This window comes from Streptomyces rishiriensis, from assembly GCF_030815485.1.
GTDB classification, from domain to species: Bacteria; Actinomycetota; Actinomycetes; order Streptomycetales; family Streptomycetaceae; genus Streptomyces; species Streptomyces rishiriensis_A.
Genome location: NZ_JAUSWV010000002.1, coordinates 7875757 through 7890340 on the forward strand (window position 1 = coordinate 7875757; position 14584 = coordinate 7890340).

The following is a 14584-nucleotide window of genomic DNA, read 5'->3' on the forward strand; positions in this document are numbered from 1 at the left end:
TATGACGTACGACGGAAGCCGGCCGCCTGTGGTTCGGGCCGGTTCGGCGGCCGGGTCGCAGGGCGGCCGTGGCTGTCCGGGCCGGTGCCGGACAGCCAACCGCGCCCCGGGGCCCCCGGTCAGGCGGTCACGATGCGCCAGCGGTTGTCGGGGGTTCCGTCGTCGGGCGCCTGGACCGCGAAGGCCCCGACGGCGGTGGATCCGCCCGCGATGGCGAGCAGCTTGCCGCTGTTCCCGTTGCGGATCTTGTAGGTGCCGTCGCCCTGGGCGAGCAACGTCCACAGGTGGTCGGCGGTGCCGTTGTCCGTCCACTGGAGGACGCTCGCGTTGTCCGCGGTGGACATGTTCAGCACACCGAGAACCTTGCCGCTGTTGACGTTGCGGAAGCGGACCGCCGTCCCGTCGCCGATCATCTCCCAGTCGTGGTCGGCGGTGCCGCTGTCGGTCCACTGAAGGGCGAGGCCGCCGTCGGCGGTGGACATGTTCTGAACGCCCAGCACCAGGTTGCTGGCCACGTTGACGAGGTGTACGGCGGCGGTGCCGCCGGTGTTCCAGTAGACGGTGTAGTTGAAGCCGTGTGCGTCGTGGAACGGGCCGAGGCCGACGGCGGAGCCGCCCGCGGTCGCGGTGAAGGCGAGCGAAGTGCTGCTGGTGCGCGTGATGGTGGCGGGGTTCAGCAGGGGCAGTCCGCCGAGCGCGCTGTCGCCGTAGTCGCCGGCCAGCACGACCGGTCCGTAGGTGACCGCGGCGGTGTTCGCGTTGTCGGGGGCGGGCCGCAGGACGACCCGCATGGGCAGGCGGACGGTGACGGTGTCGCCGGACGTCCAGCTGCGGGTCAGGGTGGCGTAGGTGCCCGGTGTCGTGGCGAGGTTCTGCGCCACGCCGTTGACGCTGATCGTGGCTCCGGTGGTCCAGCCGGGGATGCGGATGCGCATCGCCCACGTTCCGGCGACGCTGCCGGTGACCGCCAGCGTGGTCGTGTCGCTGGTGGGGTACGAGGTGGTCTGGGTGACGGTGATTCCGCGCTGGGACCAGGTGAGCACCGAGGGCACGAACAGATTGACGGTGAGCGTCGTGTCGTTGCGGAAGTAGATGGAGTCCATCAACCGGGTGTGCATCTCCAGGCCGGTGCCCTGGCAGCACCAGAAGGTGCCGTAGTCGGTGCTCCAGGTGCCTCCGCCCCAGGCCGGGCCCACACCGCGGCGGCCGCCCGGGTTGAGCGGGGTGAAGTAGGTGACGTGGCCGTGGGCGTCGGCCGGGTTCTGCTGGCCGATCATCTGGTTCAACCAGGCCTGCTCGTAGTAGTCGAACAGCGCGGCCCGGTCCGGGGTCACCGCGAACAGGTCCCGGGTGAGCTTGAGCATGTTGTACGTGTTGCAGCTCTCGCAGGTGTCCTGTCTGAGGTAGGCGGCGATCGCGTTCGGCGCGCGGAAGTGCTCCGCCTGGCTGTTGCCGCCGATGGCGTAGGTGTGGGTGCCGACGGTGATGTTCCACGCGTTGGTGGCGATGTCCCGGTACCGGGTGGTGCCGGTGGCCTTGTACTCGCGCAGGGCACCGATCCACTTGGGGACCTGGGTGTTGGCGTGCAGCCCGTTCAACTGGTCCAGGTTGGCCGCCAGCGGGTCGAAGACGGCGGCGTGGTCGAAGCGCCGGGCGGCCGTGAGCCACCGGCTGTCGCCCGTCTGCTGGTAGAGGTCGCACAGCACGTCGTTCATGCCGCCGAACTCCACGCCCAGCATCGCCTGCATCTGCTGACCGATGAGCCGGCCCGTGCGGGTGTCGACCCAGCCCGCCAGCGCCAGCAGGACGTCCCGGGCCTGTGTGGTGCCGATCAGCCGCCACACGTCCAACAGTCCGGCGAGCGTCTTGTGGATGGTGTAGTACGGCACGTTGCCGTTACTCAGGGTGCCCTGTTCGAGGGCGGTGAAGTCGGACTCGGGATAGCCGGACAGGTAGCCGGCGGTGAATCCGGCAACGCCGTTGTTGGCCTGGCACTTGGCCAGTTCCGCCACCATGGAGACCGCCTTGTCGCGGGCGACCGTGTCCCCGGTGACGGCGTACAGCTGCGCCCAGGCGGTGAGGAAGTGTCCCTGGACGTGGCTGCGGAACGGGAAGTCGGGGGCGTCCCAGCCCCCGTCGGCTGCGGCGCCGGCCGTGGAGAGCTTGTGGTTGGCGCGGAAGGTGTACAGCAACCGGTTCACGTCGACGAACCGCAGATAGGCGGCGGTGCGGTTCTGGTTGTCCAGCCACCGGCTGGCGGTCAGCCGCACCTGGCCGAAGTCGAAGGCGTACGCGGAGACCCCGATGTCGGCCCGGACGGGAGGGACGGCCGCCCGGGCGGGAGAGGCGCCGACGAGCGGGCCGGCCGCGGAAGCCGCGAGCGTGGCTCCGGCGGCTTGCAGGAGGCGCCTTCTGTTGAGCGAGGAGGACATCGTTCACCTGTTCCTTGTTCGGGGGAGCGGTGATGGGGAAGGACCGGCGCTTGTGCCGCCGGGTGGTGCGGTGGCGTTGCCGACTGCCGACTGCCGACTGCGGGTTTCGGTGCCGGCGACGCCGGCCGCGCTTCGGTGGGGGTAGCGGCTCGTCCGGTGTCGTCGGCGGGGTGCGGTGGTTGCATCGCTGTTCGGCGTCCTCGGCGGGGACGCGGATTCCGGTTCTGCTGCGGACGGCTCGGCCGCGCAGGTGATCACTGTGTTCGTCATACAGAGTTCGTCATGTAATGTTCGTCATGTCGAACAGTGGTCGACTCGTCGGCCGCCACGGATGATAGACGCCGAACGGGCTGATCGACACCCTTCGTGCGGCGATTCAGGGTTCGCCCTCGACCTGCCTGCCGCCGAGGACTGCCGTGTCATGTCCTGACGGCCCCGGCGGGCGTACCTGAAGTCCGCTCGCGGAATTCAGCCGCGCGTTCAGAACCCGCGGTCGATCCGGAACCTCACAAGCCGAGTTCTTCGCGGGCTCCCGCCACCCAGCGCAGCACGCCGTGGGAGTCGGTGCTCTCTGCCAGCTCCGTCGCTTCCCCGAGCAGCGCCGCCGCGTCCTCGCGCCGCTCCTGCTGGGCGGCCAGATGGGCCAGCCCGATCAGGTTCGCCGCCACCCCCGCCAGGAACCCCAGTTCCCGACGCAGCCGAGTGGACTCCTCGAAATGCGCGTAGAGGAGTTCGGCCTGCTCGATTCGCTTGTCAACGTCATGCCGTGATCCTGGGAGCGGGCGCCGGACCCGGCGGTGACGACGCTAGCGTGGGGTCGCATGATCGTATGGCTCAACGGCACCCATGGCGCGGGCAAGACGACGACCAGCGCACTCGTGCAGCGACTGCTCCCGGGTTCACGAGTGTTCGACGCCGAGAAGGTCGGCGAGACGCTCATGGACATCACGCCGGGGCTGCCGGACACGGACAACTTCCAGCACTGGCCGCCGTGGCGGCCGCTCGTCGTCGAGACCGCACGCCGCGTACTCGACTACACCGGCGGCACCCTGGTGATGCCCATGACCGTGCTCGTGGAGCAGTACTGGCGCGAGATCAGCACAGGTCTCGCTCAACACGCCATCGAGGTGCGGCACTTCGTTCTCCACGCCGACCAGGACACCCTCCGCGGGCGCATCGAGGGGGACACCCTCCTCGGCCCCTCCCCGTTCCGTCTCAAGTACCTCGAGCCCTACGCCGAGGCGGCCCGCACCTGGCTGCACCGGGAGGCCGAGGTCGTCGACACCACACACCTCACGCCCGCCGAGGCCGCCTCCCGGATCGCGGAGGCCGTCCGGAGGTGAGGTCCGCCCGCCGCCGAGCGGAAGCGCCCGCAGACGGCCACGAGGGCGGCCTTCCGCCCTCCGCGCCGAGCTGTGGCTCTTGATCGTTTCCCGAGCTGCGCCTACGCTTCCATGCCCATGGGGACGGGGGAGCCGGAACGTGGGCACAGGCCGCGGTCCACCCGGCGGGTCGGACCTCGCGTGACCGCTGCTCTGCTGGGCGGGGCGGCGGGGCTGGCCGTGCTGAGCGCGGTACTCGTCCTCCTGCCGGGTGTGGTGGTCGACCACGATCTCGCGGGGGCGAGCGTCGCCGCGCCGGACCGGGTTGAAAGCGGTGAACGACGTCCGGACGACCCTGCTGCAGGCCGTCGGCGGTGTGGTCCTGCTGTTCGGCGCGTACGCCACCTGGCGGCAACTGCGCGTCAGCCAGGACGGGTGCGCGCCACCCAGGAGGGCTACGTCACCGACCGGTTCAGCACGGCCGTCGATCAACTCGGCAGTGACAAGCTGGAAACGCGTATCGGCGGACTCCACGCGCTGTGGCGGATCGCGGAGCACTCCGCCCGCGACCGAGAGGCCGTCATCTCCATCAAGGCCGCATACCTCCGTACGCGCCTGCCCTGGCCGCCCGCCGGACCGGACGCTCCGGCGGCGGACCTGCCCATCAACGACGTCGTGCCACTGGAGGTGCGGGCCCCCGATGCCCAGGTGGCGCTCACCGGGCTCGGCGTGCTGTTGCTTCAGCCCCGGCAGCAGTCCTGGATCAATCTCGGCGTCACGGATCTGCGCCGGGCCGACTGCGACGGGCTGTGGCTCCATGAGGTCAACCTCGACCGGTCCTGCATGGAGGCGGCGGGCCTGTACCACGCCAACCTGACCCAGGCCTCGCTCGTCGCGGTCGACCTGCGGCATGCCGACCTCAAGACGGCGATCCTGCGCCGGACCCGCTGTGTGCTGGCCGACCTGCGGGGCGCCCGGCTGGTCGAAGCGGACCTGCGTGACGCGGACTTCACCGAAGCCGACCTGCGCGAGGCGAATGTGCGCAAGGCGGATGCGGGAGGCGCCCTCTTCCGCGGCGCCGACCTGCGCCTGGCCGACCTGCGCGGAACCGACCTCAGCACGGCCGACCTGCACCAGGCCCGGCTGACCGGCGCGCTGGCCAGCGAGCACACGCGCTGGCCGGCCGGCTTCGACCACACGGCCGCGGGCGTCGTCGTCACCGAGGATCCCGGCCCCGAACCCCCGCCGCTGCTCCAGCCTTCGGGGATCACGACGCAGCACCCCCGACTGCGGTCCGCGCCGTGACCGACCCCGAACGCGGGTGAGTCCGGCGGGGTTCGCCTGCCATGGTGTTCGTCTCCGGTCGCGTTCGTCTGCGGTGGGGCCGACGCTTTCCGTCGATTTCGGCGTCGAGTGATCCGGAATTCTCTGTTCATTGTTCCTCCGTGCCGCTTGCGCGGTGCGTGACGGTCGGTTCGAAGCGTTGTTGTGGCTTTCGGAAGTGTCTTCTGCGGGGATTTCTGCGGGGCTTTATCGGAGTGGCCACGAGGAGTTCCGAAGGATGTGTGGAGAGGCCTGCGAGAGAGTGTTGAGCGGTTCTCCAGCGGTATTCCGGCGCCGGCCGCGAAACGGAACCGGACCCCTGCCCGACGAGGCATGCGCGACCTGGTGACGTGGGTGCCGACGCGGGTCGGGTGGTGGGCCGGTGCTGCCGTCCTTTCCGGCCAGGGCAGGGGGACCGGGGAGTCCGGCCGTCCGTCGTGGTGCCGACCTCTCCATCTCGGGACCGGCCCGCCCCGGTCGTCGGCGGGGGCGGCCTCCCGCTTCGTTGCACCAGGCGGAAAACCGCTCACCCTTGCGGGCTGCCGTCGTCGTGGCCGGTCGCCACGGGTCCGGGCGTCGTCCGACTGGCGGCCCACCGCACGGCGGACTTGAAGCGTCCTGGAGAAATCGTCCACGCAGGTCGCGGCGAGCGGGCTGATCCCCGCACGGCGAATGGACCGCGGACTAGCATGCCGAGAAGTCGCCCCAAGTAATTACGGTGCGGCGTGCGGGGTGGGGTCCGGCCGTGTCGTGGGCGCCGGGAATTCCGTTTCCGAATGGCTGTCGGGAGGTGCGGGTCGTCTCTGGTCGAGCAGGCGCGGTCTTTCCGATCGCCAGGCGTCGCAGCCCTGCCGACCGTCTCACCTGCCCCTTGCCTGACCATCCGGCTCCCTGTCGTCCCCGTTGCGCGGCGGCGCGCCGCAAGTGCCGCGTGGCTGTGTTTCCGAGTGGTTTTCGTATGTCGTCGCTGACGTAGTTTCGGGAGGTTGTCGTGTCTGAGTTCGCTGAGTCGCCCGCTGCTGGTGCCGCTGCTGTCGGCGCTGGACCGGGGGGTACGGGTGTCTGGTTGGTCGGGGCGCGGGGGTCGGTCGCCACCACGGTGATCGCAGGGTGTGCCGGACTGGCGGCGGGGTTGTATCCGGCCACAGGGCTGGTCACGGAGACCGAGGAGTTCGCCGCGGCGGGGCTGCCCGCGCTGTCGTCACTGGTGTTCGGCGGACATGACACGGTGGACTGGCCCCTGGTCAAGCGGGCCGAAGTGCTGGGGGAGCAGGGCGTGCTGCCGTTCGGGCTGGTGCGGGCGGTGGTGGGTGAACTCGCCGCGGCCGACCGGGAGATCCGGCCCGGAGGACCGGCAGCGGGCGACGGCCGCGGCGACGAAGAGCTGATAGCGGCGTTCACCGCGGACATCGAGGGTTTCACCCGGCGCAGGGGGCTGGCGCGGACGGTGGTGGTCAACGTCGCTTCCACCGAGCCGGTCGCGGCTGCGGACGGGCGGCTGCCGGCGAGTTCGCTGTATGCAGCGGCGGCGCTGCGGGCGGGTTGTGCGTATGTGAACTTCACTCCGTCGGCGGGAGTGGGCCATCCGGCGCTGGAGGAGTTGCGCGGCCGGGCGGGCGTGCCGTGGGCGGGCCGGGACGGCAAGACCGGGCAGACCCTGTTGCGGGCGGTGCTGGCGCCGATGTTCCGCCAGCGTGCGCTGGGTGTGCGGGCCTGGTCGGGGACGAATCTGCTGGGCGGCGGCGACGGGGCGGCGCTGGCCGATCCGGCGGCGGCCGCGGCGAAGAACGCCGGTAAGAACCGGGTCCTCGAGGACAACCTGGGCGCGCTGCCCGAGGGCGAGGTGCACATCGACGAGGTGCCCGCACTGGGCGAGTGGAAGACGGCCTGGGACCATGTGGCCTTCGAGGGGTTCCTCGGCTCGCGGATGGTGCTCCAGACGATCTGGCAGGGCTGCGACTCGGCGCTGGCCGCTCCGCTCGTACTCGACCTGGCCCGGCTGGCCGCCCGCGCGCAGGAGGCGGGGATCGTCGGGGGTCTCGCAGAGCTGGGCTTCTACTTCAAGGATCCCGACGGCGGCTCCGCGGCACTGGCCGAGCAGTACGACGCCCTGGTCGCCTTCGCCGCACGGCTGGCGGCCGGCCGATGAGCGAGCTGCGCGACTGGGCCGAACTGCTGCGGGTCTCGGCGCTGTTCACCGTTCCGGGTGACGTGCTGGCGGGGGCCGCGGCGAGCGGTCGGCGTCCGGGTACCGCCACCGCCCTGGCAGCCGGTGCCTCGCTGTGCCTGTACGAGGCGGGGATGGCGCTCAACGACTGGGCCGACCGTGACGAGGACGCCGCCGAGCGTCCTCACCGCCCCGTTCCCTCGGGCCGTATCGCTCCCGGGCAGGCACTGGCGGCGGCCGCCGTGCTGACGGGTGCGGGCCTGGGTCTGGCTTTCGCCGCGGGCCGGCCCGCCGCATGGTGCGCGACCGCCCTCGCGGGCACCGTGTGGGCCTACGACCTGCGGCTGAAGCACACCGCGGCCGGTCCGGCGGCGATGGCCGCGGCCCGCGGCCTGGATCTGCTCATGGGCGCTGCGGCCACAGCCGGCCCGCGCACAGAGCGTCGGCGTCCGTCAGCCGGGCACCCTCCGGTCGGCCCCTCCACAGGCGCCTCGCCGGGCAGGGGGGACGCCGTCTCGGCGCGTCCGGCCGCAGGTGGTCCGGTGGCTGCGGGGGCGGACCCATGGGCTGGTGGGACCGCCGGGGCGGTACGCCGAGCGCTGCTGCCCGCTGCCGTGATCAGCGCCCACACCTATGCGCTCACCACCGTCTCGCGTACCGAGACGCAGGGCGGGGCGCGGGGCGGGCCGCTTGCCGCGCTCGGTGTGACGGCCCTCCTCGGTGCCCTGGTCGGCACCGACGGGCACGCCGGCCCGGTCTCCCCGTGGCGACGGAGCGGGCCGGCGGATGCGTCCGGCGTGCCCGGTGGGCCCGTGGCCCGTGGCGAGCTGGGCAAGCTCGGCCGGGTCGTGCTGGCCGGTGGCTATGCGGTCACGGCTGGGCGGCCGTTGGTGCACGCCGTGCTCAATCCGTCGCCACCGCTGACCCAACGGGCCGTGGGCGGCGGTATCCGTGCGCTGATACCGCTCCAGGCGGCTCTCGCGGCACGCTCCGGCGCGCCCGTCTCCGCCGCGGTGCTTGCCGCGCTCGTGCCGGCGGCACGCCGGCTGGCCCGGAAGGTGAGCCCCACATGAGTGTCCGTCTGGGCTACGGCACGAACGGCCTGAGCGATCTGCGGCTCGATGACGCCCTGGGTGTCCTGGCCGAACTCGGCTACGACGGCGTCGGGTTGACCCTGGACCACATGCACCTCGACCCGCTGGGGCCCGGTCTTGCCGGGCGCGTCGCCCGGGTCGCCGACCGGCTCGGTGCGCTCGGCCTGTCGGTCACGGTGGAGACCGGCGCCCGCTACGTCCTCGACCCGCGTCGCAAGCACGGTCCCACTCTGCTGGACGCGGAGCCCGAGGGGCGGGCGGCGCGGAGCGCGCTGCTGGTCACCGCCGTGAAGGTGGCCGCGGACCTCGGCGCTCACGCGGTGCACTGTTTCAGCGGGGTCCGTCCCACGGGCACGGATGAGGACGCCGCCTGGGAGCTGCTCGGCGCCTCTCTGACCCCGGTCCTGGACGCCGCGGCGCAGGCCGGAGTTCCGCTGGCCATCGAGCCGGAGCCCGGTCACCTGCTGGAGACACTCGCCGGTTTCCACCGGCTGCGCGGACAGCTCGGCGATCATCCGCTGCTCGGTCTCACGCTCGACATCGGCCACTGCCAGTGCCTGGAGCCGCTGGCACCGGCGGACTGCGTCGCCGCGGCGGGACCGTGGTTGCGGCATGTGCAGATCGAGGACATGCGCCGTGGCATCCACGAACACCTGCCCTTCGGGGAGGGCGAGATCGACTTCCCGCCCGTCCTGAGCGCGTTGGACGCCACCGGATACCAGGGGCTGACCGTGGTCGAACTGCCCCGTCACTCCCACGCCGGCCCCGAACTCGCGCGCTCCTCCCTGGCGTTCCTCCGCAACCAGCTGACCGCACTCGACAACAAGCCCCCTGCCGCCGACCCGGCTCTCACGGGCCCGGCTCTCACGGGCCCGGACCCTGCCGACGGTGGCGCCCCCGCACTCACTTCCCTCGGCACGGTCGCTGCCGGGCAGGCCGTCGTCGGTCGGCCCGCCGTCGCGCCGCCCGCCACGTCCGTCGCGTCGCCGTCCACCGTGCGTCCGATCGCGGCCGCGGGCGTTGCCTCCGGCCCCGCCCTCGCCGTCTTCCCGCCGCCGTCCGCGTAAGGAATCCCGTATGTCGGTCATCCGAGAGGAACTGTCCGCCCGCCTCGGCTCCGAGGCCGCCGCCTGGCTCGACGCCGCGCTCGCCGAGGCGCGGGCCGCCGCGCCGCCCGGTCCTGACGCAGCCGCGCCTCCCGCGGGCATCACCGCGTCCCCGGACGACCGGGCCCCCGAGCCCCCCGCCGGGAACGCCGGACCTCCCGCCCGGGATGCCACGCCACGCCGGGGCGTACCGGCGTGGGAGCTGCGGTTCGCCGCGGCAGGGCGAGTGTGCGCCGGCCCGGAGGCGGCGGAGGCGGCCCGGGTGCTGCTGCTGCGCACCGCCCGGCCGGGCGCGGCCACCGTGGCCCGTCTCTACGACCACGGCAGCGGCGCCGAACGCCGCGCCGTCCTGCTCGCCCTGCCGCACCTGCCCCTCCCGGCCGGTCAGGGTGTGGCGCTGGTCGAGGACGCGCTGCGCGCCAACGACACCCGGCTCGTGGCGGCGGCCGTCGGCCCCTACGCCGCCGCCCACCTGCCCGCCCACGCCTGGCGGCACGCCGTACTGAAATGCCTGTTCACCCAGGTACCGCTGGCCGCCGTCGCCGGGCTCGCCGACCGCGCCCGCGGGGACGGCGAACTCGCCCGCATGCTGGCCGACTTCGCCGCGGAGCGCACCGCCGCGGCCCGGCCCGTACCCGACGACCTGCACCACGTCCTCGCTCTCGCCCTCGCCGCCAAGGAAGTCTGATGCGCATCTTCGACCCGCACATCCACATGACCTCGCGCACCACCGACGACTACCGGGCGATGCACGCGGCGGGGGTGCGCGCCGTGGTCGAACCCTCCTTCTGGCTCGGCCAGCCGCGCACCTCGCCCGAGAGCTTCCTGGACTACTTCGACGCACTGCTGGGCTTCGAACCCTTCCGCGCCGCCCAGTACGGCATCGCCCATCACTGCACCATCGCCCTGAACCCCAAGGAGGCCAACGACCCGCGCTGCCTGCCCGTCCTGGAGGAACTGCCGCGCTACCTCCTCAAGGACGGTGTCGTGGCCGTCGGTGAGATCGGCTACGACTCGATGACGGCGGCCGAGGACACCGCCCTCGCCGCCCAGCTCGAACTCGCCGCCGACCACGGGCTGCCCGCCCTGGTGCACACCCCGCACCGCGACAAGCTCGCCGGACTGCGCCGCACCCTGGACGCCGTGGCCCAGTCCCGGCTGCCCGCCGATCGGGTCCTGCTCGACCATCTCAACGAGACGACCGTGAAGGAGGCCAAGGACGCCGGTGTCTGGCTGGGCTTCTCCGTCTACCCGGACACCAAGATGGACGAGCACCGCATGGTCGCCGTCCTCGACGAGTACGGACTCGACCGGGTGCTGGTCAACTCCGCCGCGGACTGGGGCAACAGCGACCCGCTGAAGACCCGCATGGTCGCCGACGCGATGCTCGCCGCGGGTTTCACCGAGGACGACGTGGACCAGGTGCTGTGGCGCAACCCCGTCGCCTTCTACGGGCTCAGCGGCCGCCTCGTCCTCGAGCCCGTCGAACCCGCGGCCCTGCACGAGGGCAACTCCCTGCTCCGCGGCGGAGAGTGAACCGTGCGCTTCAGCCACCCCGACGGCTCGACCGTCCATCTGGCCTACTGCACCAACGTCCACCCCGCCGAGACCCTCGACGGAGTCATCGCCCAACTCGGCGCCCACTGCGAACCGGTCCGCCGCCGTCTGGGCGCCGAACGCCTCGGCATCGGACTGTGGTTGGCCCGCGACGCGGTTCACGCCCTCGTCGCGGACGCGGCCGCGCCGGGCAGGCTGCGCACCGAACTCGACCGGCGCGGCCTGGAAGTGGTCACCCTCAACGGCTTCCCCTACGAGGGCTTCGGCGCGGAAGAGGTCAAGTACCGCGTCTACCGGCCCGACTGGAGCGACCCGGAGCGGCTCGCCTACACCACCGACCTGGCCCGGCTGCTGGCCGCCCTGCTGCCCGACGACGTCACCGAGGGCACCATCTCCACCCTCCCGCTGGCCTGGCGCACCGCCTACGACGAAAGCGCCGCGCACCGCGCCCACAGCGCGCTGAACGAACTCGCCGACCGCCTGGACGACCTGTACGAGGCCACCGGACGCCAGATCCGCATAGCCCTGGAACCGGAACCGGGCTGCGTGGTGGAGTCCACCGCCGACGCGCTCGCCCCGCTCGCCGCCCTGCCCGCCCACCGCATCGGCCTGTGCCTGGACACCTGTCACCTCGCCACCGGCTTCGAGGAGCCCGTCGGCGCGCTGGCGTCCCTGGACAGGGCCGGCATCACCGTGTTCAAGACCCAGCTGTCCGCGGCCCTGCACGCGGACGACCCCCGCGACCCGGCCGTGCGCGCGGCGCTCGCGGCCTTCGACGAGCCGCGCTTCCTGCACCAGACCCGGGCCCGTCTCCACGGGACCCTGCACGGCACCGACGACCTCGGCCACGCGCTGACCGAGGGCGCGCTGCCGGACACCGTGCCCTGGCGCGCCCACTTCCACGTCCCCCTGCACGCGCCTCCCGCCCCACCGCTGACCTCCACCCTGGACGTGCTGCGCGACACCCTGGGCGCCCTGCTCGGCGGCCCGCACCCGCGCACCCGTCACCTCGAGGTCGAGACCTACACCTGGCAGGCGCTGCCCGCCCGCTCCCGCCCCACCACCGATGCCGCCCTCGCCGACGGCATCGCCGCCGAACTCCGCCTCGCGGCCGACCTGCTGGCCGACCTCGGACTCAAGGAGCAGCAGTGACCACCAGCCCCACCCCCCTGCTCGTGCTGGACGTGGTGGGGCTGACCCCCGCGCTCCTGGACCACATGCCCCATCTCAAGGCGCTGGCCGGCCGCGGTTCGCAGGCCGAGCTGGGGACCGTCCTGCCGGCTGTCACCTGTGCCGCGCAGTCCACCTTCCTCACCGGCACGCTTCCGGCGGAGCACGGCATCGTCGGCAACGGCTGGTACTTCCGCGAGCTCGGCGACGTACTGCTGTGGCGCCAGCACAACGGCCTCGTGGCCGGTGACAAGGTGTGGGACGCCGCGCGGCGGGCCTACCCCGGTTACACGGTCGCGAACATCTGCTGGTGGTACGCCATGGGCGCCGACACCGACTACACCGTCACTCCTCGTCCGGTCTACTACGCCGACGGCCGCAAGGAGCCCGACTGCTACACCCGTCCCGCGGCCCTGCACGACGAACTCACCGACAAGCTCGGCACCTTCCCCCTCTTCCACTTCTGGGGACCGGGCGCCGGCCTGCCGTCCAGCACCTGGATCATCGGCGCGGCGCGGCACCTCAACCGGACCCGCCATCCCGACCTCACCCTGTGCTACGTGCCCCATCTGGACTACGACCTCCAGCGCTTCGGCCCCCGCGACCCGCGCTCGCTGAAAGCCGCCGCCGACCTCGACACCGAACTGGCTCCGCTGCTGGCGGAGGCGGCGGCGGAGGGCCGTACGGTTGTCGTGCTGTCCGAGTACGGCATCGGCGAGGTGAGCAGGCCCGTTGACGTGAACCGCGCCCTGCGCCGGGCCGGCCTGCTCGAAGTGCACACGCAGGACGGCATGGAGTACCTCGACCCGATGGCGTCCCGTGCCTTCGCGGTCGCGGATCACCAGCTCGCCCATGTCTACGTGCGCCGTCCCGAGGACCTGCCCCGCGTGCGGGAGGTGCTGGAGGAACTGCCCGGTGTCGACGAAGTCCTGGGCGACGGCGGCAAGAAGAGGCACGGCCTCGACCACCCGCGCTCCGGCGAACTCGTCGCCGTGGCGGAGCCGGACGCCTGGTTCACGTACTACTACTGGCTCGACGACGCCCGCGCACCCGACTTCGCGCAGCTGGTGGAGATCCACCGCAAGCCCGGCTACGACCCGGCCGAGCTGTTCATGGATCCCCTGGACCCCTACGTGAAGGTGAAGGCGGCCACCGCCCTGGCCCGCAAGAAGCTCGGCATGCGTTACCGCATGGCGGTGGTTCCGCTGGATCCCTCCCCGGTGCGCGGCAGTCACGGCAGGCTGCCGCGGCGTGCCGAGGAGGGGCCCGTCCTGCTGTGTTCGCGGCCCGGCGAGGTCGCCGGTTCACTCGCCGCCACGGAGGTCAAGCCGCTGCTGCTGCGGCTGGCGGGCATCGCCTGACAGGACGGTCCCGGCGCGCCGCTCACGCCGCCCGTCCCGGCCCCGCCGCCCGCCTCACCGAGCGGCGGGGGCGGACTGCACCGGTGCCGGCGACCAGCAGCGGAGCAGGGGTCGGGAACCGCCCCCGGGCACCGGCCCCTCGGGTCCGCCCCTTCGGCGGGTGCCCGCGCCGTCCGTACCTAGGATGGGAGGTGCGCGATGACACGGTCCTCGCTCCTGTCCACCGGAAGGCCCGCAGACCATGAGCATGCAACACGACCGCTGGGCGGAGCTGACGGGCGGGCAGGCCGGAGAGGAGTACGCCCGGCGGTTCGCGCGGCTCGCCGCATCCGGACAGGACATCCACGGCGAGGCCGCTTTCTGCGACGCGCTGCTGGAACCCGCCGCCCGGGTGCTCGACGCCGGCTGCGGCACCGGGCGCATCGCGATCCGGCTCACCGAGCTGGGTCACCTCTGCACCGGCGTGGACGTCGACCGCTCCATGCTCGCCGTCGCCCGCCGCGACGCCCCGGACCAGGAATGGCTGTACGGCGACCTGGCACACCTGGACAGCCTCGTTCCGGAATCCGGGTTCGACCTCGCACTCGCCGCGGGAAACGTGATTCCGTTGCTGGCTCCCGGTACCGGACCGGCGGTTGTGCGGCACCTTGCCGGGGCACTGCGCACCGGCGGACTCCTGGTCACCGGCATGGGACTGGACGCCGAGCACCTCCCACTGGCGGAACCGACGGTGACGCTGGCGGAGTTCGACCACTGGTGCACGCAGGCCGGACTGACCCTGGGGCAACGCTTCGCCACCTGGGACGGCGCTCCCTACCACCAAGGCGGCGGCTACGCCGTCAGCGTGCACTCCCGCCCCACCGCCTGAGCCGACCCCGAGTGGTGGTAGCCCGAACACGGTCGTTCGGACAGGCGGTGGACGCCTGCATCGCTGCGGCGACGGATCATGTTTCGCCGGGCGCCCGGCGCATCGGCTGCGGTCGGTCCCGTGCAACCGGTCGACAGGAGAAGACGGTTCACGGGGGCCGGGCGGCGGTAGACTCCCGGACCGT

12 protein-coding genes are annotated in these 14584 nt (G+C 72.4%); 10 read left to right on the top strand and 2 right to left on the bottom strand.

Features of this window, described 5'->3' with window-relative positions; translation table 11 throughout:
- Positions 1-119: 119 nt before the first annotated feature.
- Both QF030_RS37320 and QF030_RS37325 read right to left on the bottom strand, forming a co-directional pair.
- Positions 120-2432, bottom strand: a complete 2313-nt coding sequence (locus QF030_RS37320; RefSeq protein ID WP_307166980.1) for a beta-L-arabinofuranosidase domain-containing protein — start codon at positions 2430-2432, stop codon at positions 120-122.
- Between the two features lie 506 nt (positions 2433-2938).
- Positions 2939-3100: a hypothetical protein gene (locus tag QF030_RS37325; protein ID WP_307166981.1), complete on the bottom strand. Its 162-nt coding sequence runs from the start codon at positions 3098-3100 to the stop codon at positions 2939-2941.
- Positions 3101-3253: 153 nt separating this feature from the next.
- On the opposite strand from QF030_RS37325, the gene QF030_RS37330 reads away from it, so the two are divergent.
- From QF030_RS37330 to QF030_RS37375, 10 genes are all read left to right on the top strand, one after another.
- Complete coding sequence (locus QF030_RS37330) at positions 3254-3775, top strand: ATP-binding protein (protein ID WP_307166982.1); 522 nt, start codon at positions 3254-3256, stop codon at positions 3773-3775.
- Between the two features lie 180 nt (positions 3776-3955).
- Positions 3956-5059: a pentapeptide repeat-containing protein gene (locus tag QF030_RS37335; RefSeq protein WP_307166983.1), complete on the top strand. Its 1104-nt coding sequence runs from the start codon at positions 3956-3958 to the stop codon at positions 5057-5059.
- A gap of 1084 nt (positions 5060-6143) precedes the next feature.
- Positions 6144-7226 carry an inositol-3-phosphate synthase gene (locus tag QF030_RS37340; RefSeq protein ID WP_307167830.1) on the top strand — a complete coding sequence of 361 codons (1083 nt, stop codon included), beginning with the start codon at positions 6144-6146 and terminating at the stop codon, positions 7224-7226.
- The gene (locus QF030_RS37345) at positions 7223-8317 is read left to right on the top strand and encodes an SCO3242 family prenyltransferase (RefSeq protein WP_307166984.1); all 1095 of its coding nucleotides are present in this window, start codon (positions 7223-7225) and stop codon (positions 8315-8317) included. Before QF030_RS37340 ends, QF030_RS37345 begins: the two co-directional genes overlap by 4 nt.
- Positions 8314-9405: a sugar phosphate isomerase/epimerase family protein gene (locus tag QF030_RS37350; RefSeq protein WP_307166985.1), complete on the top strand. Its 1092-nt coding sequence runs from the start codon at positions 8314-8316 to the stop codon at positions 9403-9405. Before QF030_RS37345 ends, QF030_RS37350 begins: the two co-directional genes overlap by 4 nt.
- Before the next feature lie 10 nt (positions 9406-9415).
- On the top strand, positions 9416-10132 hold the full coding sequence (locus QF030_RS37355) for an EboA domain-containing protein (protein WP_307166986.1): 717 nt from the start codon (positions 9416-9418) through the stop codon (positions 10130-10132).
- On the top strand, positions 10132-10980 hold the full coding sequence (locus QF030_RS37360; protein WP_307166987.1) for a TatD family hydrolase: 849 nt from the start codon (positions 10132-10134) through the stop codon (positions 10978-10980). Before QF030_RS37355 ends, QF030_RS37360 begins: the two co-directional genes overlap by 1 nt.
- A 3-nt stretch (positions 10981-10983) precedes the next feature.
- The gene (gene eboE / locus QF030_RS37365; protein WP_307166988.1) at positions 10984-12153 is read left to right on the top strand and encodes a metabolite traffic protein EboE; all 1170 of its coding nucleotides are present in this window, start codon (positions 10984-10986) and stop codon (positions 12151-12153) included.
- Positions 12150-13532 carry a nucleotide pyrophosphatase/phosphodiesterase family protein gene (locus QF030_RS37370; RefSeq protein ID WP_307166989.1) on the top strand — a complete coding sequence of 461 codons (1383 nt, stop codon included), beginning with the start codon at positions 12150-12152 and terminating at the stop codon, positions 13530-13532. The genes eboE and QF030_RS37370 overlap by 4 nt, the downstream gene beginning before the upstream one ends.
- A gap of 241 nt (positions 13533-13773) precedes the next feature.
- Positions 13774-14400: a class I SAM-dependent methyltransferase gene (locus QF030_RS37375; protein WP_307166990.1), complete on the top strand. Its 627-nt coding sequence runs from the start codon at positions 13774-13776 to the stop codon at positions 14398-14400.
- The last annotated feature ends 184 nt before the right edge of the window (positions 14401-14584 follow it).

What these genes read in the sequence shown, in the direction of transcription:
- QF030_RS37320 (WP_307166980.1), bottom strand. Translation starts at nt 2,432, where the DNA reads ATGTCCTCCTCGCTCAACAGAAGGCGCCTCCTGCAAGCCGCCGGAGCC.
- QF030_RS37330 (WP_307166982.1), top strand. Translation starts at nt 3,254, where the DNA reads ATGATCGTATGGCTCAACGGCACCCATGGCGCGGGCAAGACGACGACC.
- QF030_RS37345 (WP_307166984.1), top strand. Translation starts at nt 7,223, where the DNA reads ATGAGCGAGCTGCGCGACTGGGCCGAACTGCTGCGGGTCTCGGCGCTG.
- QF030_RS37350 (WP_307166985.1), top strand. Translation starts at nt 8,314, where the DNA reads ATGAGTGTCCGTCTGGGCTACGGCACGAACGGCCTGAGCGATCTGCGG.
- QF030_RS37355 (WP_307166986.1), top strand. Translation starts at nt 9,416, where the DNA reads ATGTCGGTCATCCGAGAGGAACTGTCCGCCCGCCTCGGCTCCGAGGCC.
- QF030_RS37360 (WP_307166987.1), top strand. Translation starts at nt 10,132, where the DNA reads ATGCGCATCTTCGACCCGCACATCCACATGACCTCGCGCACCACCGAC.
- QF030_RS37375 (WP_307166990.1), top strand. Translation starts at nt 13,774, where the DNA reads ATGAGCATGCAACACGACCGCTGGGCGGAGCTGACGGGCGGGCAGGCC.